23 protein-coding genes and 1 pseudogene are annotated in these 23153 nt (G+C 53.8%); 18 read left to right on the forward strand and 6 right to left on the reverse strand.

Features of this window, described 5'->3' with window-relative positions:
• Positions 1 to 3 precede the first annotated feature (3 nt).
• Positions 4 to 837, reverse strand: a complete 834-nt coding sequence (locus tag OGY15_RS11195; protein WP_151217106.1) for an EamA family transporter — start codon at positions 835 to 837, stop codon at positions 4 to 6.
• Positions 838 to 960: 123 nt separating this feature from the next.
• Positions 961 to 1050, reverse strand: a complete 90-nt coding sequence (gene tisB / locus OGY15_RS11200) for a type I toxin-antitoxin system toxin TisB (RefSeq protein ID WP_003023909.1) — start codon at positions 1048 to 1050, stop codon at positions 961 to 963.
• A 521-nt stretch (positions 1051 to 1571) separates the two neighbouring features.
• Between tisB and ivbL the strand changes: the two genes are divergently transcribed.
• The 3 genes from ivbL (at position 1572) to ilvN (ending at position 3760) form a co-directional block, all read left to right on the forward strand.
• Positions 1572 to 1670, forward strand: coding sequence for an ilvB operon leader peptide IvbL (gene ivbL, locus OGY15_RS11205; protein ID WP_003827118.1), 99 nt, complete (start codon positions 1572 to 1574; stop codon positions 1668 to 1670).
• Positions 1671 to 1777: 107 nt separating this feature from the next.
• Positions 1778 to 3466, forward strand: coding sequence for an acetolactate synthase large subunit (gene ilvB, locus OGY15_RS11210; protein ID WP_187253912.1), 1689 nt, complete (start codon positions 1778 to 1780; stop codon positions 3464 to 3466).
• A 3-nt stretch (positions 3467 to 3469) separates the two neighbouring features.
• Entirely contained in the window at positions 3470 to 3760 is a 291-nt protein-coding gene (gene ilvN, locus OGY15_RS11215; protein ID WP_151224031.1) for an acetolactate synthase small subunit, read from the forward strand.
• A 1-nt stretch (position 3761) separates the two neighbouring features.
• Here the strand turns inward: ilvN and OGY15_RS11220 are convergent, their stop codons facing one another.
• A complete protein-coding gene (locus OGY15_RS11220) occupies positions 3762 to 4547 on the reverse strand; it encodes a DeoR family transcriptional regulator (protein ID WP_151224030.1) in 786 nt (261 codons plus the stop codon).
• A gap of 325 nt (positions 4548 to 4872) precedes the next feature.
• On the opposite strand from OGY15_RS11220, the gene rbsK reads away from it, so the two are divergent.
• The 3 genes from rbsK to OGY15_RS11235 are packed head-to-tail and all read left to right on the forward strand — an operon-like array spanning position 4873 to position 8162.
• Complete coding sequence (rbsK, locus tag OGY15_RS11225) at positions 4873 to 5793, forward strand: ribokinase (RefSeq protein WP_003844463.1); 921 nt, start codon at positions 4873 to 4875, stop codon at positions 5791 to 5793.
• 27 nt (positions 5794 to 5820) lie between these two features.
• Positions 5821 to 7137, forward strand: coding sequence for an L-fucose:H+ symporter permease (fucP, locus tag OGY15_RS11230; protein WP_286539191.1), 1317 nt, complete (start codon positions 5821 to 5823; stop codon positions 7135 to 7137).
• A gap of 11 nt (positions 7138 to 7148) precedes the next feature.
• The gene (locus OGY15_RS11235) at positions 7149 to 8162 is read left to right on the forward strand and encodes an aldose 1-epimerase family protein (RefSeq protein WP_286539193.1); all 1014 of its coding nucleotides are present in this window, start codon (positions 7149 to 7151) and stop codon (positions 8160 to 8162) included.
• Here OGY15_RS11235 and OGY15_RS24835 read toward each other — a convergent pair.
• A pseudogene (locus OGY15_RS24835) lies at positions 8108 to 8293 on the reverse strand (hypothetical protein); the annotation flags it as partial. The gene OGY15_RS11235 and the pseudogene OGY15_RS24835 overlap by 55 nt on opposite strands.
• Before the next feature lie 22 nt (positions 8294 to 8315).
• Between OGY15_RS24835 and uhpA the strand changes: the two are divergent.
• The 6 genes from uhpA (at position 8316) to nepI (ending at position 15225) form a co-directional block, all read left to right on the forward strand.
• Positions 8316 to 8906, forward strand: coding sequence for a response regulator transcription factor UhpA (gene uhpA / locus OGY15_RS11240; protein ID WP_151217095.1), 591 nt, complete (start codon positions 8316 to 8318; stop codon positions 8904 to 8906).
• Positions 8906 to 10408 (forward strand): signal transduction histidine-protein kinase/phosphatase UhpB, encoded by a 1503-nt coding sequence (gene uhpB, locus OGY15_RS11245; protein ID WP_286539196.1) that lies wholly within the window; start codon positions 8906 to 8908, stop codon positions 10406 to 10408. The genes uhpA and uhpB overlap by 1 nt, the downstream gene beginning before the upstream one ends.
• 9 nt (positions 10409 to 10417) lie before the next feature.
• Complete coding sequence (locus OGY15_RS11250; protein ID WP_286539198.1) at positions 10418 to 11746, forward strand: MFS transporter; 1329 nt, start codon at positions 10418 to 10420, stop codon at positions 11744 to 11746.
• A gap of 142 nt (positions 11747 to 11888) precedes the next feature.
• A complete protein-coding gene (uhpT, locus tag OGY15_RS11255) occupies positions 11889 to 13280 on the forward strand; it encodes a hexose-6-phosphate:phosphate antiporter UhpT (protein ID WP_003023929.1) in 1392 nt (463 codons plus the stop codon).
• 125 nt (positions 13281 to 13405) lie between these two features.
• On the forward strand, positions 13406 to 13858 hold the full coding sequence (locus OGY15_RS11260) for a DUF1198 family protein (RefSeq protein ID WP_151217091.1): 453 nt from the start codon (positions 13406 to 13408) through the stop codon (positions 13856 to 13858).
• A 173-nt stretch (positions 13859 to 14031) separates the two neighbouring features.
• Entirely contained in the window at positions 14032 to 15225 is a 1194-nt protein-coding gene (gene nepI / locus OGY15_RS11265; RefSeq protein ID WP_252838592.1) for a purine ribonucleoside efflux pump NepI, read from the forward strand.
• A gap of 45 nt (positions 15226 to 15270) precedes the next feature.
• Here nepI and gmuD read toward each other — a convergent pair whose 3' ends face one another.
• Together gmuD and OGY15_RS11275 are read right to left on the reverse strand one after the other, a co-directional pair.
• Complete coding sequence (gene gmuD / locus OGY15_RS11270; RefSeq protein WP_187253907.1) at positions 15271 to 16653, reverse strand: 6-phospho-beta-glucosidase GmuD; 1383 nt, start codon at positions 16651 to 16653, stop codon at positions 15271 to 15273.
• 92 nt (positions 16654 to 16745) lie between these two features.
• Complete coding sequence (locus OGY15_RS11275) at positions 16746 to 17039, reverse strand: YicS family protein (RefSeq protein WP_286539204.1); 294 nt, start codon at positions 17037 to 17039, stop codon at positions 16746 to 16748.
• A gap of 130 nt (positions 17040 to 17169) precedes the next feature.
• On the opposite strand from OGY15_RS11275, the gene OGY15_RS11280 reads away from it, so the two are divergent.
• The 6 genes from OGY15_RS11280 to OGY15_RS11305 all read left to right on the forward strand — a co-directional run bounded on the left by OGY15_RS11280 (position 17170) and on the right by OGY15_RS11305 (position 23151).
• Positions 17170 to 17586, forward strand: a complete 417-nt coding sequence (locus OGY15_RS11280) for a GNAT family N-acetyltransferase (protein ID WP_210904079.1) — start codon at positions 17170 to 17172, stop codon at positions 17584 to 17586.
• Positions 17587 to 17676: 90 nt separating this feature from the next.
• Positions 17677 to 20475: a transcriptional regulator DagR gene (gene dagR / locus OGY15_RS11285; protein WP_286539207.1), complete on the forward strand. Its 2799-nt coding sequence runs from the start codon at positions 17677 to 17679 to the stop codon at positions 20473 to 20475.
• 120 nt (positions 20476 to 20595) lie between these two features.
• Entirely contained in the window at positions 20596 to 21021 is a 426-nt protein-coding gene (locus OGY15_RS11290) for a PTS sugar transporter subunit IIA (protein WP_003840671.1), read from the forward strand.
• 12 nt (positions 21022 to 21033) lie between these two features.
• Complete coding sequence (locus OGY15_RS11295; RefSeq protein ID WP_003023959.1) at positions 21034 to 21519, forward strand: PTS sugar transporter subunit IIB; 486 nt, start codon at positions 21034 to 21036, stop codon at positions 21517 to 21519.
• Between the two features lie 25 nt (positions 21520 to 21544).
• On the forward strand, positions 21545 to 22294 hold the full coding sequence (locus OGY15_RS11300) for a PTS mannose/fructose/sorbose/N-acetylgalactosamine transporter subunit IIC (protein WP_003023960.1): 750 nt from the start codon (positions 21545 to 21547) through the stop codon (positions 22292 to 22294).
• Positions 22291 to 23151, forward strand: coding sequence for a PTS system mannose/fructose/sorbose family transporter subunit IID (locus tag OGY15_RS11305; protein WP_005121522.1), 861 nt, complete (start codon positions 22291 to 22293; stop codon positions 23149 to 23151). The genes OGY15_RS11300 and OGY15_RS11305 overlap by 4 nt, the downstream gene beginning before the upstream one ends.
• Positions 23152 to 23153 lie beyond the last annotated feature (2 nt).

Below are 23153 nucleotides of genomic sequence, written 5' to 3' on the forward strand. Positions count from 1 at the left end.
CGATCATGATAAGCGGAGTAAAACTGCGCCTACAGCAATGCCTGCGGCTGCAACAAGACGTATTCCGGCAACCTTTTCTTTCAGCAGCAGCCACGCGAGCAGCGCGCCAAACAGGATCGACGTTTCACGCAGCGCAGCGACCACCGCCAGCGGAGCCTGGGTCATGGCCCACAGCGCCAGGCCGTAAGATCCCATCGTACCAATCCCGCCAAGAATACCTTTTTTCCACTGCTGTACCAGATAACGTGACGCTTCCCGGCGTCGGGCGAACATCGCCCAGCTCAGCAGGCAAGAGCCGTTCAGAAAGAAGGTCCATAGCGTGTAGCCCAGCGCGGTTTCTGAAAGCCTGACGCCAGTGCCATCAACCAGCGTATAACCGGCGATAAAGCAGGCGTTAACGAGCGCCAGGATAATCCCGCGTTGCGAACCGCTACGTCCGTTAAATGCCATCCCGAGAATAGCCAGACAGATGGTGGCAATCCCTACCCAGGCGAGTAACGAGAGGCTATCGCCAAGGAACAGGACGCTGATAATTGCGACCAGCAGCGGCGCTGTGCCGCGCATCAGAGGATAGGTCTGGCTCATATCTGAAACCTGATAGGTTTTAGCGACCAGAACGGTATAGACCACCTGTAATGCGGTTGAGACAGCTAAAAACGGCAGGCTGGCGGCAGAGGGTTGCGGCGCAAAGGGTAAACAAATCAGCGCCATAATCGCAGCGGTTCCGCTGACGCTGATCGCCGAGTACAGCTTGTCGTTTCCCGCTTTTACAATGGCATTCCAGCTGGCATGCAGCAGTGCGGCGAACAGCAAAATGCAGAAAACAGAAAGCGTCATAGTGGAATTCTTCCCTGAGAATGTCATAAAAACGTAACACATTGGTACGACACAAGCACCAGGGAGAAGGTGAAAGGGGAGCGGAGTGTTACCCGCCCCCCTTCGGTGCGACTTGAATCTGAGTTACTTAACGTATTTCAGAACAGCATCAAGGAGTTGCAGTGCTGCAACAATGAGTTTGAGGATAAGAATAGCGATATCCACGAGGCTCATACGCTCTCCTTTTGGTACAAGGAGCACGGTGCTGGCGTACCTCGCCGCTGCCTGTTGTCAGCACCTTTGTTGACATAACACAGTGTGCTCACACGGGGTTAAGGCGCTGACGGCACCACCCGTTTCAGCCAGGACTTTGTTGCGCCGGTTTACTCTGCGGCCCCCGCATAACACATTGCGTACCGAGACATTATAGATAAATACTGTATAAATTAACAGTATTTTATGGACGTTATGCTATTCATGTTCCATACTCAAAACCATCAAAATTCGTGCCGAAATTGCGTGTTCTTCGCAGAACGCGTATACTTTTTTTGTTGACATAACACAGTGTGTTCGGCGGCTACCAACCGCGCCGCGCTGAAAAAAACCTCGCTCCGGCGGGGTTTTTTGTTTTTCAATTGGGCACAGCGAAATGTGATCCTTGACGCATTTTTGTGCAGATGAAAATTTTTCCATTGTCACACTGAAAAACCTGTGTTTGTATGAATCCAGTTAATCAACAAACAAACAGGTCCCTAATGAACCCTTCTATGCTGACTGCGACCCTACTAAAAACTGCGCCATCTCGCGCAGCGGTTGTCGTGCGTGTGGTGGTGGTCGTCGGCAATGCGCCGTAGGGTCCGGAACAACACACGATTCCAAAACCCCGCCGGCGCAAACCGGGCGGGGTTTTTCGTTTCAGAGACCTGCCCGGAGCAAAGGCCCAGAATAAAAGGACTGGAGCATGGCAAGTTCGGGCATAACATCCAAGCGTACGCGTTTTACGGGCGCAGAATTCATCGTTCATTTCCTGGAGCGCCAGGGGATTCAGGTCGTCACCGGTATTCCAGGCGGCTCGATTCTTCCCGTTTATGACGCCTTAAGCCAAAGTACGCAAATCCGTCATATCCTGGCGCGCCACGAGCAGGGCGCGGGGTTTATCGCGCAGGGGATGGCGAGAACCGATGGCAAGCCCGCCGTCTGTATGGCTTGTAGCGGACCGGGCGCAACCAACCTGGTGACTGCCATTGCCGACGCGCGTCTGGATTCCATCCCGCTGGTGTGTATCACCGGACAGGTTCCGGCCTCGATGATTGGCACTGACGCCTTCCAGGAAGTTGACACCTACGGCATCTCTATCCCCATCACCAAGCACAACTATCTGGTCCGTCATATCAATGAATTACCGCAGGTCATGAGCGATGCGTTCCGCATTGCGCAGTCCGGACGCCCAGGCCCGGTGTGGATAGACATTCCTAAGGATATTCAAACCGCTGTTTTTGACATTGAAGAAATGCCGGAGCCTGCGCAGAAAATGGCGGCGCCGGAATTCAGCCAGGACAGTATTCGTGATGCTGCAGCTATGATTAACGCCGCCAAACGCCCGGTGCTGTACCTCGGCGGCGGCGTGATTAACGCGCCGGGGCGCGTTCGTGAGCTGGCCGAAAAAGCAAAATTGCCTACCACCATGACGTTGATGGCGCTCGGCATGTTGCCAAAAGCGCATCCGCTGTCGTTAGGCATGCTGGGTATGCACGGCGCGCGCAGCACCAATTTTATTCTGCAAGAGTCTGATTTACTGATTGTTCTTGGCGCACGTTTTGATGACCGGGCGATTGGTAAAACCGAACAGTTCTGCCCAAATGCCAAAATCATCCACGTGGATATTGACCGCGCAGAGTTGGGTAAAATCAAACAGCCGCACGTGGCGATCCAGGCGGATGTCGATGAGGTTCTGGCGCAATTGATCCCATTGATTGAAGCGCAACCGCGTGAAGAGTGGCATCAGCTGGTGTCTGACCTGCAGCAAGAATTTCCATGCACGATCCCGCAGGAAAAAAATCCGCTCAGCCATTACGGGCTGATTAACGCCGTTGCCGCCTGCGTGGACGACAGCGCGATCATTACCACCGACGTCGGTCAGCATCAGATGTGGGCGGCGCAGGCTTATCCGCTGAACCGCCCACGTCAGTGGCTGACCTCCGGCGGTCTGGGAACCATGGGCTTTGGCCTGCCAGCGGCGATTGGCGCGGCGCTGGCGAACCCGGATAAAAAAGTGCTGTGCTTCTCTGGTGACGGCAGCCTGATGATGAACATTCAGGAAATGGCGACAGCCAGCGAAAATCAGCTGGATATTAAAATCATTCTGATGAATAACGAAGCGTTGGGTCTGGTGTATCAGCAGCAGAGCCTGTTTTATAAGCAGGGCGTTTTTGCCGCCACCTATCCGGGAATGATTAACTTTATGCAGATTGCCGCCGGGTTTGGGCTCGAAACCTGCGATTTGAATAACGAAGCGGACCCACAGGCAGCATTGCAGGCCATTATCAATCGTCCCGGCCCGGCGCTGATCCACGTACGCATCGATGCCGATGAAAAAGTATACCCGATGGTGCCGCCGGGTGCGGCAAACACAGAGATGGTGGGGGAATAAGCCATGCAACAGCAGACTCATGACAACGTAATCCTGGAACTCACCGTGCGTAACCACCCCGGCGTAATGACTCACGTTTGCGGCCTGTTCGCCCGTCGCGCGTTCAACGTGGAAGGCATTCTCTGTCTACCGATTCAGGGCAGCGATAAAAGCCGCATCTGGCTATTGGTCAACGACGATCAACGTCTGGAGCAGATGATAAGCCAGATCGACAAGCTGGAAGATGTGGTGAAGGTGACCCGCAACCAGTCCGACCCGTCGATGTTTAACAAAATCACGGTTTTCTTTGAGTGAGTTAGTCGCCGTCTGAGTCCGGAGTGATGACTTTGACAGAGCCGTTCCGGCAGTGGGTTGCGTAATCTGCCGGTAACGGACGATCGCTTATCAGTACATCAAAAGTGGAGAGCGGACCAATGCTGGCGGGGGCGACCTCATCAAACAGGGCGTGGCGCGTCAGTAGAATTTTGCGTAATCCGCGTTCCATCGCTTTGCGTTTGGTGGCCAGATCGTCCGGGTTGAACCAGCTAACGCCGAAATGTTCATGGACGCCGCTGGCGGAGATGAATACTTTTCGTGGGTTGAGCGCATCCAGCGGAGAGGGGTTGCTGGTATCGTAAAAGGCGTCACTTTTCGCCCGATAGGTGCCTCCGCAAAGAATCACCGTGGCATTGGGTTTTTCATTCAGCGCCACGAATACCCGGTGCGAGTAGCAAATTCCGGTAAAGGAAATATCATCCGGGATCATGCTGACGACTAATGGCATTTCCGCACCATTATCAAAAAAGACCAGATCGTTTTCACTTACCAGTCCCGCGGCCAGAATGGCAACCGGTAAGTCGTCGCGATGATACTGTTTTTGCGCAGGCACTGGGGCATTAACGTTGGCGGCGGGCTTGTTCACCATCACAATGTAACCACCGAGCAGCGTAAGCGGTAACGGCTCGTCATCCTGGCTGAGATCCCGACGAATGGTCATCACGGAAACCTCCAGCATTCGCGCCGCCTCTTTCAGATGGATTCTGTCGGTCTTCTTCAACAATTCCATCAGACGTCGAATACGTTCTTTTTGCTTGGTTTCCATGCATACTCTCCACGAATCATGTTCTCATGTTCCTTCAGTAACATTTGTGTGTTTCTGAGAACATGACATTGCTGCATTACTATACGTCTGACTATTATGAAATAAAAGCGTGTTTTTTCACGTTTTATTGATTACATGCAGCTTATTTTTAGCCAATTGTAAGCAAGTTAATCATTTTGAATGTGATAGAAGTGCAACACTTAGCGGAATAAATAAACAATAAAATGATCCTCCAATCGCGATCCTAGTCACAAATGATACGAAAGTAACATGATAATGTTATTTTAATATCATTGTTGTGTGATTGTTTCTGAGAGGTAGTAAAATGGATATCGCGGTTATTGGCTCCAACATGGTGGATCTCATCACCTACATCAACCAGATGCCCAAAGAAGGGGAAACGCTGGAAGCGCCCGCGTTCAAAATTGGTTGTGGCGGTAAAGGGGCAAATCAGGCCGTTGCGGCCGCTAAGCTCAATTCCAAAGTACTGATGCTGACGAAAGTTGGTGATGATATTTTTGCGGATAACACCATTCGTAATCTCGAATCCTGGGGGATTAATACGACCTATGTCGAAAAGGTACCTTGTACCAGTAGCGGCGTTGCGCCGATCTTTGTTAATGCAAATTCCAGCAACAGCATTCTGATCATCAAAGGCGCCAACAAATTTCTCTCTCCGGAGGATATCGATCGTGCCGCTGAAGATCTGAAAAAGTGTCAACTTATTGTCCTGCAGCTTGAAGTTCAGTTGGAAACGGTTTATCACGCGATTGAATTTGGTAAAAAACACGGTATTGAAGTGTTACTAAATCCCGCGCCAGCATTACGGGAATTAGATATGTCTTATGCCTGTAAATGCGATTTCTTCGTGCCGAATGAAACCGAGCTTGAAATATTAACCGGTATGCCGGTGGATACCTATGACCATATTCGTGCTGCGGCACGTTCGCTGGTTGATAAAGGTCTGAACAATATTATCGTCACCATGGGTGAGAAAGGTGCACTGTGGATGACGCGTGACCAGGAAGTCCATGTGCCGGCCTTTAAAGTGAACGCTGTCGATACCAGTGGCGCAGGTGACGCTTTTATCGGTTGTTTTGCCCACTATTACGTTCAAAGCGGTGATGTCGAAGCCGCCATGAAAAAAGCCGTTCTCTTCGCTGCATTTAGCGTTACCGGGAAAGGCACTCAATCATCTTATCCAAGCATCGAACAATTTAATGAGTTTCTTACCTTAAACGAATAATACTCCTGCATTGTAAAAGGTAGCACTATGAACGATAAAAACATCATTCAGATGCCTGACGGCTATCTGAATAAGACACCTCTGTTCCAGTTTATTTTGTTATCCTGTTTATTCCCATTATGGGGATGCGCAGCCGCATTAAATGATATTCTGATTACGCAATTCAAAAGCGTATTTTCACTCAGCAACTTTGCTTCGGCATTAGTGCAGAGTGCCTTTTATGGCGGGTATTTTTTAATTGCGATTCCAGCATCATTGGTGATTAAAAAGACCAGCTATAAAATCGCCATCTTAATGGGACTGACGCTTTATATTGTTGGCTGTACGCTCTTTTTCCCGGCATCGCACATGGCCACCTACACCATGTTCCTCGCGGCAATTTTTGCGATTGCGATTGGCCTGAGCTTCCTGGAAACGGCAGCTAATACTTACAGCTCCATGATAGGCCCAAAAGCGTATGCCACCTTGCGCCTGAATATCAGCCAGACCTTTTACCCCATTGGCGCAGCTGCCGGTATTCTGCTGGGCAAATATCTGGTCTTCTCTGAAGGTGAGAGTCTGGAAAAACAGATGGCTGGGATGAACGCGGAACAGATCCACAACTTTAAAGTGTTGATGCTGGAAAATACCCTTGAACCTTACAAGTACATGATTATGGTGCTGGTTGTGGTGATGGTGTTGTTCCTGCTGACCCGCTTCCCGACCTGCAAAGTCGCGCAAACGGCGAGTCATAAGCGCCCGTCAGCGATGGACACGCTGCGTTATCTGGCCAGCAATGCCCGTTTCCGCCGTGGGATTGTGGCGCAGTTCCTGTATGTGGGGATGCAGGTTGCGGTGTGGTCATTCACTATCCGTCTGGCACTGGAATTGGGTGATATCAACGAGCGTGACGCTTCAACCTTCATGGTCTATAGCTTTGCCTGCTTCTTTATCGGCAAGTTTATCGCCAACATATTGATGACGCGCTTTAATCCGGAAAAAGTGCTGATCTTCTACTCCATCATTGGCGCACTGTTTCTCATCTATGTTGCGCTGGCGCCCAGCTTCAGTGCCGTGTACGTCGCCGTGCTGGTGAGCGTCCTGTTTGGACCCTGTTGGGCGACAATCTACGCCGGTACGCTGGATACCGTGGATAACGAGCATACTGAAATGGCGGGAGCTGTGATTGTCATGGCAATTGTCGGTGCTGCGGTAGTTCCGGCAATTCAGGGCTATGTGGCCGATATGTTCCACTCGCTGCAACTCTCGTTCCTGGTCTCCATGTTGTGCTTCGTGTACGTCGGAATCTACTTCTGGCGTGAGAGCAAAGTACGCAACAATCTGGCTGAAGCGACGGTTTCCTGAGGAGAACGATCATGACAACACGTATCACGCTGTGGCGGGAACTCTTTACCGAGCATCCGCGAATCTTACTGAAAAATAGCGATTTCACGGTTACCGCGTTTCGTTATGCCAGCGGTGTGGAAGGGCTGAAGGTAGAAAACAGTCGTGGACATCTGGTTATTCTGCCCTGGATGGGGCAGATGATCTGGGATGCTCAGTTTGACGGGCATGATCTGACCATGCGCAACATGTTTATTCAGCCAAAACCGGCTGCAGAAGTGGTCGCGACCTACGGCTGCTTTGCTTTCCACTCGGGGTTATTGGCTAATGGCTGCCCGTCGCCAGAAGATTCTCACCCGCTGCATGGTGAAATGGCCTGTGCCGCGATGGATGAGGCCTGGCTGGAACTGGAAGGCGAGAATTTGCGCGTAAGCGGACGCTACGAGTATGTGATGGGGTTCGGTCATCATTATCAGGCGCATCCGGCGGTGGTCATGCGCAAGGCGAGCGCGCTGTTTGATATTCAGATGGCGGTCACTAACCTCGCCTCAGTGGCAATGCCGTTGCAGTACATGTGCCATATGAACTATGCCTACGTCCCGGAAGCGACCTTCAGCCAGAATATCCCGGATGAAGCCATAACGCTGCGTGAGTCGGTACCCGCACATGTTAAGCCTACCGAGCAGTGGCTGGCGTTTAATCAGCGAATTATTCAGGGTGAGGCCTCGCTGGCGCGCCTTAATGAACCCGATTTTTACGATCCGGAAATCGTTTTCTTCGCTGACCAACTGGACAGATACACGGATAAGCCTGAATTTAGCATGATCGCACCTGATGGCACCACGTTCGTGACGCGTTTCTCCAGCGCGGAGCTGAATTATGTCACCCGTTGGATCCTCTATAACGGCGATCAGCAGGTGGCAGCCTTCGCACTACCCGCGACCTGTCGCCCTGAAGGCTTCCTGGCGGCGGAACGAAACGGGACGTTGATTCAGATAGAACCGAAACACACCCGCACATTTACCGTCACAACGGGCATAGCCTGATCGCTCAAGGCTTGAACAGCAAAGCACTTATCGTTAAGGTAAGCGCTTTTGCCGGATGGCGGTATTAATGCCTTATCCGGCCTACAACGGCACCCGCCCGTAGGCCTGATAAGCGCAGCGCCATCAGGCATGTCTTAGCGCCAGGATGAACCCATGATCACCGTTGCCCTTATTGACGACCACACTATCGTCCGCTCCGGCTTTGCCCAACTGCTCGGTCTGGAGCCTGATTTGCAGGTTGTGGCTGAGTTTGGCTCAGGCAGCGAGGCGCTGGCGGGATTACCGGGGCGCGGCGTGCAGGTCTGTATCTGTGATATCTCGATGCCAGACATCTCCGGCCTTGAACTGTTAAGCCAGTTGCCAAAGGGAATGGCGATTATCATGCTCTCTGTCCATGACAGTCCAGCGCTGGTGGAGCAGGCGCTCAACGCGGGCGCGCGTGGTTTCCTTTCCAAACGCTGTAGCCCGGATGAGCTGATCGCGGCGGTGCATACCGTTGCGACCGGCGGCTGTTATTTGACGCCGGACATCGCCGTCAAGCTGGCGGCCGGTCGTCAGGATCCGCTGACTAAACGCGAACGTCAGGTGGCGGAAAAACTGGCGCAAGGCATGGCGGTCAAAGAAATTGCCGCCGAACTAGGCCTGTCGCCGAAAACGGTGCACGTCCACCGCGCCAACCTGATGGAAAAGCTGGGTGTCAGCAACGACGTCGAACTGGCCCGCCGGATGTTTGACGGCTGGTAATGAACACGCTCTGTTCCCGGGTAATCACCGTTGTTGCCTGCTTCTTTATCTTCTCTGCCGCGTGGTTCTGCCTGTGGAGCATCAGCCTGCATCTGGTTGAGCGCCCGGAGCTGGCGGTTCTGTTGTTTCCATTTGGCCTGCGTCTGGGGCTGATGCTGCAATGTCCGCGCGGCTACTGGCCGGTGTTGCTGGGTGCGGAATGGCTGCTTCTTTTCTGGCTGACGCAGGAAGTGGCGCTAGAACATTTGCCCCTTTTGATGATCGGTAGCTTCCTCACGCTGCTGCCGGTGACGCTGATCTCCCGTTATCGCCATCAGCGCGACTGGCGTACCTTGCTGTTGCAGGGCGCGGCGCTGACGGCGGCGGCGCTGTTACAGTCGCTGCCGTGGCTGGGGCAGGGGGAAGCTGCGTGGAATGCACTGCTGCTGACTCTCACCGGTGGATTAACGCTGGCCCCAATTTGCCTGGTGTTCTGGCACTATCTGACCAGTACAACCTGGCTGCCACTCGGCCCGGCGGTGGTGTCTCAGCCGGTGAACTGGCGCGGGCGGCATCTGGTCTGGTATCTACTGCTGTTTAGCATCAGCCTGTGGCTCCAGCTGGGATTACCCGCCGAGCTTTCGCGCTTTACGCCGTTCTGCCTTGCCTTACCAATCATCGCATTGGCCTGGCACTACGGCTGGCAGGGGGCACTGATTGCGACGTTGATGAACGCCATTGCGCTGATTGCCAGCCAGACCTGGCACGATCACCCCGTTGATTTACTGCTCTCGCTGTTGGCGCAAAGCCTGACCGGGTTGCTGCTCGGCGCAGGGATCCAACGCCTGCGCGAGCTGAATCAGTCGCTGCAAAACGAGTTAGCGCGTAACCATCGGTTGGCTGAACGCCTGCTGGAGACCGAAGAGAGCGTGCGTCGCGACGTGGCGCGCGAGCTGCACGATGATATCGGCCAAACCATCACCGCCATTCGTACGCAAGCGGGCATCGTCCAGCGCCTGGCTCCGGAGAATGCGGGCGTGAAGCAGAGCGGGAAGCATATTGAACAGCTCTCGCTGGGTGTCTACGACTCGGTGCGCCGCCTTCTGGGTCGTCTGCGTCCTCGCCAACTGGATGATCTCACGCTGGAGCAGGCCATCCGCTCATTGATGCGTGAAATGGAGCTGGAAAGCCGCGGCATCGTCAGCCATCTTGACTGGCATATTGATGAATCGGCTCTCAGCGAAAGCCAGCGCGTGACGCTGTTCCGCGTCTGCCAGGAAGGGTTGAACAATATTGTGAAGCACGCCAACGCCAGCGCGGTGACGTTACAAGGCTGGCAACAAGATGAGCGGCTGATGTTGGTGATTGAGGACGACGGCAGCGGCCTGCCACCGGGGTCGAATCAGCAGGGATTTGGCCTGACCGGAATGCGTGAACGCATTACCGCCCTCGGGGGGGCGTTGTCGATTTCCTGCACCCACGGCACGCGGGTCAGCGTGTCACTGCCTCAACGTTATGTGTAAGGAGCGGCCATGTTTGCGTTTTTAAAAGCTCCGGCCAACGCGCCGCTCATTACCGATAAACACGAGGTGGATACCCGCTATCGCTACTGGCGGCGGCATATTCTGATCACCATCTGGCTCGGCTACGCGCTGTTCTATTTCACACGCAAGAGTTTCAACGCCGCCGTGCCGGATATCCTCACCAGCGGCGTGCTGACCCGCAGCGACATTGGCCTGCTGGCCACGCTGTTTTACATCACCTACGGGCTGTCGAAGTTTGTGTCGGGTATCGTCAGCGACCGCTCCAACGCCCGCTATTTTATGGGGATAGGGCTGATTGCTACCGGGGTGGTGAACATTCTGTTTGGCTTCTCCACCTCGCTATGGGCCTTTGCGGTGCTGTGGGCGCTCAATGCGTTCTTCCAGGGCTGGGGGTCGCCGGTTTGCGCGCGTTTATTGACCGCGTGGTATTCGCGTACCGAACGCGGCGGCTGGTGGGCGCTGTGGAATACCGCACATAATGTTGGTGGAGCATTAATCCCAATGGTGATGGCGGCAGCCGCACTGCATTATGGCTGGCGTGCCGGGATGATGATTGCCGGGATGGTGGCGATTGTGGTCGGTATTTTCCTCTGCTGGCGGCTGCGCGACAGACCACAGGCGATTGGTCTGCCGCCGATTGGCGACTGGCGGCATGATGAGCTGGAAATCGCCCAGCAGCAGGAAGGCGCAGGCCTGAGCCGCAAAGAGATCCTCACCAAATACGTGCTGCTGAACCCGTATATCTGGCTGCTTTCGCTGTGTTACGTGCTGGTGTACGTGGTGCGTGCGGCGATCAATGACTGGGGCAATCTGTACATGTCGGAGACGCTGGGCGTTGATCTGGTGACCGCCAATACTGCCGTGACGATGTTCGAACTGGGCGGATTTATCGGCGCGCTGGTGGCGGGCTGGGGATCGGATAAACTGTTCAACGGCAACCGTGGCCCAATGAACTTGATCTTCGCCGCCGGGATTTTGCTCTCGGTGGGCTCGCTGTGGCTGATGCCGTTTGCCAGTTACGTGATGCAGGCGGCGTGCTTCTTCACCACCGGATTCTTCGTTTTCGGCCCGCAAATGCTGATCGGCATGGCGGCGGCGGAGTGCTCGCACAAAGAGGCCGCAGGCGCGGCGACCGGGTTTGTCGGACTGTTTGCTTATCTGGGCGCGTCGCTTTCCGGATGGCCGCTGGCTAAGGTAATGGAAGTCTGGCACTGGACCGGATTTTTCGTGGTGATTGCCATTGCGGCGGGGATTTCCGCGCTGCTGTTGCTGCCTTTTTTAAACGCCCAGGCGCCGCGCGACGTCAGCGAAGTGTGATGCACCTCACCTTTTTTCCCCGAGTAGGGCAAAACTAAGAAATTTTCCCGGTTTCACCTGGACGCTGTCTCAGGCGTGTCTCCCGACTGATTTTTACAATGCCTGCCATTCGCAGGTATAAAAATTAGCTCGGGAGTGTCAAATGCTGGCCTTTCTAAACCAGGTACGCAAGCCGACCCTGGATCTGCCGCTCGATGTGCGGCGCAAAATGTGGTTCAAACCGTTCATGCAGTCTTATCTGGTGGTTTTCATCGGCTACCTGACCATGTACCTGATCCGCAAAAACTTCAACATCGCGCAGAACGACATGATCTCCACCTACGGGCTGAGCATGACGCAACTGGGGATGATTGGCCTGGGCTTCTCCATCACCTACGGCGTGGGTAAAACGCTGGTTTCCTACTACGCGGACGGTAAAAACACCAAGCAGTTCCTGCCGTTTATGCTGATCCTCTCCGCCATCTGTATGCTCGGCTTCAGCGCCAGCATGGGCGCGGGTTCGACCAGCCTGTTTCTGATGATCGCCTTTTACGCGCTGAGCGGCTTCTTCCAGAGTACCGGCGGCTCGTGTAGCTATTCCACCATCACCAAATGGACGCCGCGTCGTAAGCGTGGATCGTATCTCGGTATGTGGAACATCTCCCACAACCTCGGCGGTGCGGGCGCGGCGGGCGTGGCGCTGTTTGGCGCCAACTATCTGTTCGACGGCCATGTCATTGGGATGTTTATCTTCCCGTCGATTATCGCCCTGATTGTCGGTTTTATCGGCCTGCGCTACGGCAGCGACTCCCCGGAATCTTACGGCCTCGGCAAAGCGGAAGAGCTGTTCGGTGAAGAGATCAGCGAAGAGGACAAAGAGACCGAAGAAAACGAAATGACCAAATGGCAGATCTTTGTTGAGTACGTGCTGAAAAACAAAGTGATTTGGTTGTTATGTTTCTCGAACATCTTCCTGTACGTGGTGCGTATCGGTATTGACCAGTGGTCCACCGTCTACGCTTTCCAGGAGCTGAAGCTCTCCAAAGAAGTGGCGATTCAGGGCTTTACTCTGTTTGAAGTCGGCGCGCTGGTCGGCACGCTGCTGTGGGGCTGGCTCTCTGATCTGGCGAACGGTCGTCGTGCCCTGGTGGCCTGTGTAGCGCTGGCATTAATCATCGCCACGTTAGGCGTTTATCAGCATGCCAGCAATCAGTATGTCTATCTGGCGTCGCTGTTTGCGCTGGGCTTCCTGGTGTTTGGTCCACAGCTGTTAATCGGCGTGGCGGCAGTCGGATTTGTGCCGAAAAAAGCGATCGGCGCAGCCGACGGGATTAAAGGTACTTTCGCCTATCTGATTGGTGACAGCTTCGCCAAGCTGGGCCTGGGGATGATTGCCGACGGTACGCCGATTTTCGGCCTCACCGGCTGGGCAGGAACCTTCGCCGCGCTGGACACCGCCGCCATCGGCTGTATCTGCCTGATGGCCATCGTGGCTGTGTTCGAAGAACGTAAAATTCGTCGCGAGAAAAAGATTCAACAACTGAAAGTCGCTTAAGTTAAGTGTGCATTGGTAACTTTTGCCCGCCTTAATGGCGGGCTTTTTTATGCCGTGGCGTTCATCCATCGACAGCGATAAATTTGCCGTTATGATGGGCATCCTGTCTGGTAATGGATGTGCGCATGATTTGGATAATGCTGACCACCCTGGTGGTTGTTTTTGTGGTGGGATTTCGGGTGCTGACGTCCGGTTCACGACGCGCAATTCGCCGTCTGAGCGAGCGACTGAATATTGATGTCGTGCCGGTAGAATCGATGATCGATCAGATGGGAAAAGTGCAGGGCGAGGCGTTTTTACAGTACCTGCACCGGCCTGACGAATCGCATCTGCAAAATGCTGCCCAGGTGCTGTTGATCTGGCAAATCGTGATTGTCGACAGCAGTGAGCCGAATCTGCTGCAGTGGCACCGTTGGCTGCAAAAAGCTCGGCTGGCTGCGCCGATTACCGACGCGCAAGTGCGTCTGGCGCTCGGATTTCTGCGCGAAATGGAGCCGGATATGCAGGAGCTTAATGCGTTTCAAATGCGCTATAACGCCTTTTTCCAGCCCGAAGATGGCGTGCACTGGCTGCACTGACAGTAATTAATGCCTGATGGCATTACGCTTATCAGGCCGATAAAAGGGCCCTGCCGTAGATGGAATAAGCCACATCGCCATTCAGCCGTGAAAGTTGTTGAAACGTTAAATAGGTCACAAATTTAATGTTACACTGCGTAACTTTTCTACAATAATTCCACGCAGGTAACAAAATGAGTGAAGCTGTTGAACAAAAATCCCGCGCTGAAGTGAATATCCGACCTAACTGGTCGGCGGTATTCGCCGTGGCGTTCTGCGTTGCCTGCCTGATAACCGTTGAGTTTCTGCCCGTTAGCCTGCTAACGCCGATGGCACAGGATCTGGGTATTTCGGAAGGTGTTGCCGGACAATCGGTGACGGTGACGGCATTTGTCGCTATGTTTGCCAGCCTGTTTGTGACGCAAATCATCCAGGCGACCGATCGTCGCTACGTGGTGATCCTGTTTTCGGTGCTGCTGACGCTCTCCTGCCTGCTGGTTTCCTTTGCCAACTCTTTTTCGCTGTTGCTCGTTGGCCGCGCCTGCCTCGGTCTGGCGCTTGGTGGCTTCTGGGCGATGTCGGCGTCGCTGACCATGCGTTTGGTTCCCGCTCGTACGGTGCCGAAAGCGCTGTCGGTTATTTTTGGCGCAGTCTCCATCGCGCTGGTGATTGCCGCCCCGCTGGGAAGTTTTTTGGGCGGCATTATCGGTTGGCGTAATGTGTTTAATGCGGCGGCGGTCATGGGCGTGCTGTGTACGATTTGGGTGGTGAGAGCGCTGCCATCGCTGCCCGGTGAGCCTTCGCACCAAAAACAAAATATGTTCAGTCTGCTGCAACGTCCGGGGGTGATGGCCGGGATGATTGCCATCTTTATGTCCTTTGCCGGGCAGTTCGCCTTCTTTACCTATATTCGCCCGATCTATATGAATCTGGCGGGCTTTGACGTTGATGGTCTGACGCTGGTGCTGCTCAGTTTCGGTATTGCCAGCTTTGTTGGTACGTCGCTTTCGTCGGTGATTCTGAAGCGCTCGGTCAAACTTGCGTTAGCCGGCGCGCCACTGGTGTTGGCGTTCAGTGCGTTGGTCCTGATCCTGTGGGGCAGCGACAAAGTTGTTGCGGCTGGCATTGCGATTATCTGGGGACTGGCGTTTGCGCTGGTACCGGTAGGCTGGTCGACGTGGATCACGCGCTCACTTGCCGATCAGGCAGAAAAAGCCGGATCCATCCAGGTCGCCGTGATCCAGCTTGCCAATACCTGTGGGGCCGCAGTAGGAGGCTATGCGCTCGATAACCTCGGATTGCTGTCGCCCCTGATGCTTTCCGGCAGCCTGATGCTGCTGACGGCGCTTCTGGTGGCAGCAAAAGTTCGCATAAAGGGCATGCAATAAACTAAGCTCGGTATGCCGGATCGCTATCCGGCATCCTGGTTATTTTTAATTAAAACCCTTGTTTTGGGCGGTATGGGCAAACCATTCGCCGCTTTTCTTCACCGTACGTTTTTGCGTGTCTAAATCTAACTGGACAAAACCGTAGCGGTTTTTATATCCGTTGAGCCAGGACCAGTTATCAATAAAAGTCCACATATGGTAGCCAAGACAATTGCAACCTTCGCTAATGCCTTTATGTAGCCATTTAAGATGCCCGGAAACAAATTCAATGCGGTAGCTGTCGTTGATCTGGTCATGCTCAACGAAACGTTGCTCATTTTCCACACCCATACCGTTTTCAGAAATAAAGCAGCGCGGGTTGCCGTAATTATCACGCAGATTAGTAATAATATCGTAAATACCTGGCTCATAAATTTCCCAGCCACGGTAAGGGTTCATTTTACGCCCCGGCATTTCGTAATAATCAAACAGCCACTCTGGCATAAACGGCGCGTTTGGATTAACGGCAGTATCACGACATTTCACGCGGCGCGGCTGATAATAATTGATACCAAGCAGGTCGATTTTCCCCTCGGCGATGAGCTGACAGTCGCCTGGCTGACAGGCTGGTAGCTGATCGTACTCTGTCAGCAGTTCGACCAGATCCGCCGGATATTCCCCTTTTAGTACCGGGTCAAGAAAGCTGCGGTTAAACAGCAGATCCGCATGGTGCGCGGCTTTTACATCCGCCGGGTGCTGCGAGCGTGGATAAGAGGGCGTCAGATTTAGGATCACACCGATTTCACCGCCGTAGTTTCCGGCGCGATACGTTCGCACCGCCTTGGAATGCGCCAGCACAGTGTGATACGCCACGGTGGCCGCGCGTTTGAAATCCACTACGTTAGGGTAATGGAAGTCATACAAATAGCCGCCTTCCACCGGGACAATCGGTTCATTAAAGGTGAACCAGTGTTTAACCCGGTTGCCGAATAATTTAAAACAGGTCTGCGCGTAGCGTCCAAACGCCTCAACCACGTCACGGTTTTCCCAGCCGCCTTTCTCCTGCATCACCATCGGCATGTCGAAGTGAAACAGGGTGATAAACGGTGTAATACCTTGCGCCAACAGCTCGTCGATGACGTTGTTATAGAAATCGACGGCCTCAGGATTAATCTCGCCAGTACCGTCCGGAATCAGGCGTGACCAACTGATTGAGGTGCGGAAGCTGTTATGTTTCAGCTGTTTGAGCAGTGCGATGTCCTGTTTCCAGTGCTGATAAAACGTTGAGGTGTTCGCCGGGCCAACCCCTTGGTGGAAACGCCCAGGCTGACGGTCGAACCACACGTCCCATGTTGTCTGGCTTTTGCCGCCATTCAGGCTATCCCCTTCGGTTTGCAGCGCCGAGCAGGCACTCCCCCACCAAAAGTTATCAGGAAAACGGTATCGCATTATCTTGCTCCTTGATGTATTTCACTTCCCTACACAATAGGCGATTTTGCTACGCAGAAACCGGTTACAGCGCTCGTTTTTCAATACGATAGTTACAAATCCGGGCATTCAACTTTGCCCAACGCTTCCCAGTAGTTGTTCTGGTTATTTCTTTGTATTGCCAGAATAGCCTCGCGGATATGCTGCTGATTACGTGTATCAGACATAATCGTTTTTTCCCACACATCATCGGAGGGTGATCCCTGTGGGGTGCAAATCTTGCGTAAGTCCTTTAATACGGTGTTTTTTTCATGAACGGACTGTAGAGAGCCATAAGCCGAATCGGCCTGCGCAAAACTCGGCAGCGTGAAAAGAATGGCAATAAGCGGTAAAGCGGCTCGTTTCATGATAATAATCCTTGTTGTCGATGCGCATCATCTCAAGAGTAAGTGTAGACGGCATGCGTCTCACTCATCAGCCTGTGTTAATTTCCAAACAAAAAATCAGCCAGAAGTTGTACTTTTTCAGGAGGATAGGATGCAAATACAGATTACAGATACCATTACCGAAGACGATCAAAATGCCCTGCTTGCCGGATTGCGCGCCTACAACCGCCAGTTCCTGCGAACCACCAACTTTGGCGACCTGGCGGTGTACTGGCGCGATGAAAGCAATGAAATTCTGGGCGGGTTGATTGGCAAAATTAAAGGGGAATGGCTGTGTATAGATTTCCTGTGGATGCATGATTCGCTGCGTAAAGGTGGTTACGGCACAAAATTGATGCAGGCTGCCGAACAGACAGCGCATGAGAGAGGATGCCTGCATGCGCTGGTGGACACGATGAGTTTCCAGGCGCTGCCGTTTTATCAGAAAAACGGTTATCAGCTGCAAATGACCCTCGATAACTTTCCGGAAACCGGCTCTGCGCGGCATTATTTGTCGAAAACGTTTTGATGACCGGAAGGTCTGGACGCCGCCTCACTTTCTTGCGCAGCAGAATAGTGTATGTTCTGAACAATCATTTATTTCTTAAGCGGTAAAGAGATGAGACGGATTGAGATAATACTGGGGGAGCTGGAACGGCTGACGCGAGGACTGAATCTTGCCCATCTGGCGCAGGAAACAGCGTTCACAGCAGAAGCTATCGGCTTTAACCTCGGACTGGCGCGCAACTCGGTCAGTAAAGATCTCAATCAGCTCTGGAACGACGGCCTGGCGATTAAAAGCCGCGGACGCCCGGTATTCTTTCTGCATCGTCAGGCGATTGAAACGCTGCTGGGACGCAAACTCGATGAGTCCGAGCGCGAAGTGCAAACAGTTGCCGACCTGTTACCTGTTCAGGAAAACCAGGCGACAGAGGATCCCTTTTCTGGCCTGATTGGTTACGATCGCAGCCTGCGCGACGCGGTGGAAAAAGGCCGCGCGGCGGTGCTGTATCCCCACGGGCTGCACGTTCTGCTGACCGGTCCCTCCGGCGTCGGCAAAACCTTTTTTGCCGAACTGATGCACCGTTTTGCCTGCGAACGCGCAGTGGGAGCGTCGCCGCCGCTGGTTTACTTTAACTGCGCGGAATACGCCCATAACCCGGAGCTGCTTTCTTCGCACCTGTTTGGTCATCGACAGGGGGCATTTACCGGCGCAAATGAAAATAAACCCGGTCTGGTCGAGCAAGCCGACGGTGGCTATCTGCTGCTCGACGAAGTGCATCGTCTGCCGTATGAAGGTCAGGAAAAGCTATTTTCTATTCTCGACAAAGGCGAATACCGGCCGCTGGGTTCCAACGCCGTGGCGCGGTCTATTTCGGTGCGTCTGATTTGCGCCACCACCGAACCGGTAAGTTCGGCATTGTTGCGTACCTTCCAGCGACGTATTCAGGTGTGTATCGATTTGCCCGGCATCCGCCAGCGTTCAGTGGAAGAGCAGGTTGAACTGATCGTTGGCTTCTTACAGCGTGAGAGCCGCAAAATCGAGCGTACGATAAGTATCGACCGCACCTTACTGCTCTGGCTACTGAACAAGCCGCTGGAAGGTAACATTGGTCAGCTTAAGAGCGACATTCAGTTTCTCTGCGCCCAGGCCTGGGCCTCAGGGATGACCGAGCACAGCGACACGCTACAGCTGGATAAACGCCTGGCGGAGATTTCATTTAATGCCACGCCGGAACAGCGTTTGCTGGTTGGCGCGCTGTTCGAAGGCAAAGAGCATTTAAGCATCGATGCCCGCACGCTGCCCGCGCTGAAAAATTCACTGGCGACCGGAGCCGAAATAGAAGAGAGCGATCTCTTCTACAGCTTCCTGACCCGGGAATATATCAATCTGCGTAACAGCAACGTACCGCCAGCCGAAACGCTGGCGATCCTCAAAAACAAACTCAGTTCCATTTTTGAATATGGTCTCTACAGCCGTGACAGCGTGGGGCATCCGCCACGCTATGGCGATCAGATAGAAGAGCGCGTCACGCTGCTGATCGGCTGCGTTGAGCAGGTGCTCGGTTTCACGCTGCCGGAGAATCTGATTAACCCGCTGCGTAAACACTTCCTAGCGCTGATTGGCTATGTGCAGCGCGGGCTTATTCCCCAGCTTTATTCTTCCAGCTTGATCCTCGATCGCTGTAAAGATGAATATGACAACGCCACGCTGTTATGCCGGAAAATCAATGAACTGTTGCATATTCAGTGTCCGGCGACGGAAGTGGTCTGGTTGTGCCTGTTCCTCAAAGAGTGTCGCCATTACCGCCAACGGATTGACGCCAGTCCGGACTGCGGAGTGATTTTGATTGCCCACGGTGCGACGACCGCCACAAGTCAGGCGCAGTACGTGAATCGCGTGCTGGAGCGCGAGGTGTTCAGCGCTATCGATATGCCTTTCGAGCAGTCGGTGCATGACACGCTGGAAGCCCTGACGCAGATGATCCAGACCCGGCAATATCGCCGATTGATCCTGATGGTGGATATTGGCTCACTGGTCCATTTTGGCAGCACGATCAGTAAGTTATTCCAGATAGACGTACTGCTAATGCCCAATATCACGCTCACCAGCCTGCTGGAGATTGGGCTGGATTTAAGCTACGAAACCAGCGACTTGCCGCAGCTGGCGGCGTTGATGCAGAGCAAAAATATTCCCTGTCAGCTCTGTACTCCGCAGCAGGAAAACAGCGGTAAAGTGCTGGTTATCTCCTGCATCACCGGGATGGGAACGGCAGAGAAAATCAAAAAGGTGCTGGAGGAGAGCTTCGGTGAGTTGATGTCGCAGGATACGCGGATGGTGATCCTCGATTACAACGAAGTTCGCAGCCTGGAGCGTGTTCAGCAGGCGATTAACGCCAGTGAACGCCTGGCGGGAATAGTGGGCACTTTCCAGCCAGGACTGCCGGATATTCCGTTTATCTCGCTCGAGGAGCTGTTCTCTGAGCAAGGCCCCGAGCTGGTACTCAGCCTGCTGACGCCAGATCTCTCCAGCAGCGAACGCCGTCTGGAGATGGAGCGCAGCGCGATGCGCTTTATCAGCGCGTTGACTATGGAGAGCATCATTAACCATATTTCGGTGCTCAACCCGCAGCGAATTCTCAAAGAGATGGAAGGCGTGCTGAATCATCTGACCACCGCGCTTTCGCTCAAACCGAGCCGTCAGGTGACACTGCGCTTCCTGATCCACTGCTGCTGTATGGTCGAGCGTATCGTGATTAACCGCAAACCGTTACAGATGGCGCTGGAGAACAAGCCGGATCTGGATAATCGCGCGTTTAGTGTCATTAAATCCGCTTTCCTGCCGATCGAAGAGGCCTATGCCATTCGCTTATCGGACGCGGAATATTTTTATATTTACGAACTGCTGTATAGCTAATTCCTTTACTGGCGCGGCTTTCTGCCTCGCCAGCGCTCCTCTCCTCCCCGCGTGACACAAATTCTGGCACAGCCTTTGCTCTGTTTACCTATGTCTATGTAATCGAGCCAGGAGGCCATTTTGACTACCACTGAATCCTTGCCCCAGATCCTGCTGCTGACCCATGGCGGCTGGGGGCAACAGCTTTGCAACAGCCTGCGCATGGTGATGGGTGAAATCAAAGGCGTGACGGAAATTGCGCTGATGCCCGTTGATACGCTCGGCGAGTTTTATCAGCGCGTTGAAGCCGTAGTGAAAACCATGCCGGAAGGCTCATTGATCCTGACTGATTTTATTGGCGGCACCACCTCCAACGTGGCGGCGCGGCTGAGCGCCGATTACCCGGTGGCTGTTATTTCCGGGCTCAACGCCTCTTTGCTGCTGGAGGCGCTCGACAAACGCGAGCATGGCCGGTTGACCACCTGCGTGGCTGAACTGGTCGACGCCGGGCGTAGCAGTTGCCTGGACGTTGTCGCCCACGTGCGTCAATTACAACAATCACAATAAGGAATAAACATCATGGCAAACATCGTCTTATGTCGTATCGATAGCCGTCTGATTCATGGACAAGTGGTGACCAAATGGGTTGGGCAATCTCAGGCAAACCGGATTGCGGTGGTTAGCGATGAGCTGGATGCCGATCCGTTTATGAAAAACATCTACCTGATGGCCGCGCCGCCAAACATCAAAGTGGATTGTTTCGGTAACCAAAGTTTTGCGGCCGCCTGGAAAGAAAACCAGCTTGGTGACGGCAAAGTGCTGGTGCTGTTCCCTTCTCTGGCGGCGGTTCAGGAAGCGGTCCAGTTGGGGTTTGACGTCACTACCATTCAGGTCGGTGGGCTGGGCGGTGGGCCAAACCGCAAAGCGGTATTCCAGAACATTACGCTGGATGAAAAAGACGTCGGCATTCTGAGCGACCTGAAAAATCGTGGGATTCAGGTGTTCTTCCAGACCATCCCGGAGGATAAGCCGCAGTCGCTGGACGATATCCTGAAAAAATTCTAACTCTTTGATAACATGGTAACTAATTATGGATACTTTAGTCTTTGCAAGCCTGATGGGGTTGTATTACTGGTTTGCCCGCTTACGCCTTGGCTACACCTTCTCCGCTATGCTGCTGCAACCGGTGGTCATTGCCGTATTCGTTGGCCTGCTGTTAGGCAATATGGAAACGGCGATGATCATTGGCGCAGGTATGCAGCTGGTTTACCTCGGCGTGACCTCCACGCCGGGCGGTAACGTCCCGTCGGATCCGGCGCTGGCCGCCTGTATTTCAATTCCTATCGCCGTGAAGGCCGGAATGGACCCGAACCTGGCTATCGCGCTGGCGATCCCGTTTGGCGTCATCGGCGTGTTTCTCGACCAGCTGCGCCGCACGTTAAACGCGGCCTGGGTGCATATGGCCGACAAGCATGCGGAAACGGCCAACATGGCGGGCATTATGCGCTGTGCGTTCCTCTACCCGGCGTTGCTTGGCCTGGTACTACGTTTCCCGGTGGTTTTTGCCGCCAACTATTTTGGTCAGGACGTGGTGGAAAGCTTCCTTAAGCTGATGCCGCACTGGCTGACGCACTCTTTTGAAATTATGGGCGGCATTCTGCCAGCGCTGGGCTTCGCCATCACCATTATGGTGATCGGTAAAAAGAGCTTGCTGCCGTGGTTTATCGGCGGATTCTTCGCGGTGCTGTACCTGAAGGTGGACATCATGGCGATGGCAATCTTTGGAACCTGCGTGGCCTTCCTGATTAAAGGTCTGGCAAAAAATGAAGGAGCAGCATGATGAGCAGCGACGTAATGCAACACGAACTGGTGGAGCGTGCGCGTGAAAGCGGCACGCTGACCAAAGCCGATATCACCAAAGCCTGGTTTATCTACTGGCTGGGCGCGGAAGTTTCCAGCTCCTATGAGCGTTTGCAAAGCCTGATTTTCTGCGCCTCGATGACGCCGATCATCAAAAAGCTTTACCCGCAAAAAGAGGAACAGGTAGAAGCGCTGAAACGCCATCTGAACTTCTTCAACTCAGAGCAGACGTTCGGGGCGGTAATTCAGGGAATCTCCATTGCGATGGAGGAGCAAAAAACGCGCGGTGAGCCGATCAGCGACGCATCCATCACCGGGATAAAAACGGGTTTGATGGGGCCGCTGGCCGGGATGGGAGATTCGATCATCTGGGCCGCCGTGATGCCGCTGTTAATTGCCATTTTCATCCCATTTGCCGCCAATGGCAGCGCGATGGGCGGAATTGTACCGTTAATCCTCTACCCGGCCATTACGTTAGCAATCAGCTACGGTATGGTGCACAAAGGGTACACGCTGGGGCGTGACTCGATTATCGGTCTGCTGCAGGGAGGGCGAATTAAGGAACTGATCTACGGCGCGAACGTGTTGGGCCTGATCATGATGGGCGCGCTGTCGGCAAGCTACGTCAAGATCACCACACCGTTAAAACTCAGTGCCCTGAAAGGCTCTGAAGTGGTGGTCCAGCAAATCCTCGACTCTATTGCCCCCGGCCTGTTGCCGCTGGCGGCGGTGTTCGCCATTTACTTCTATCTGGTGAAGAAAGGGCCGCGTTACACCACGATTTTGCTGTCAATTGTCGCGCTCAGCGTGGTCTGTTCGCTGCTGGGAGTGTTGTAAGC

The organism is Citrobacter sp. Cu231 (genome assembly GCF_030332265.1).
Classification (GTDB): domain Bacteria; phylum Pseudomonadota; class Gammaproteobacteria; order Enterobacterales; family Enterobacteriaceae; genus Citrobacter; species Citrobacter meridianamericanus.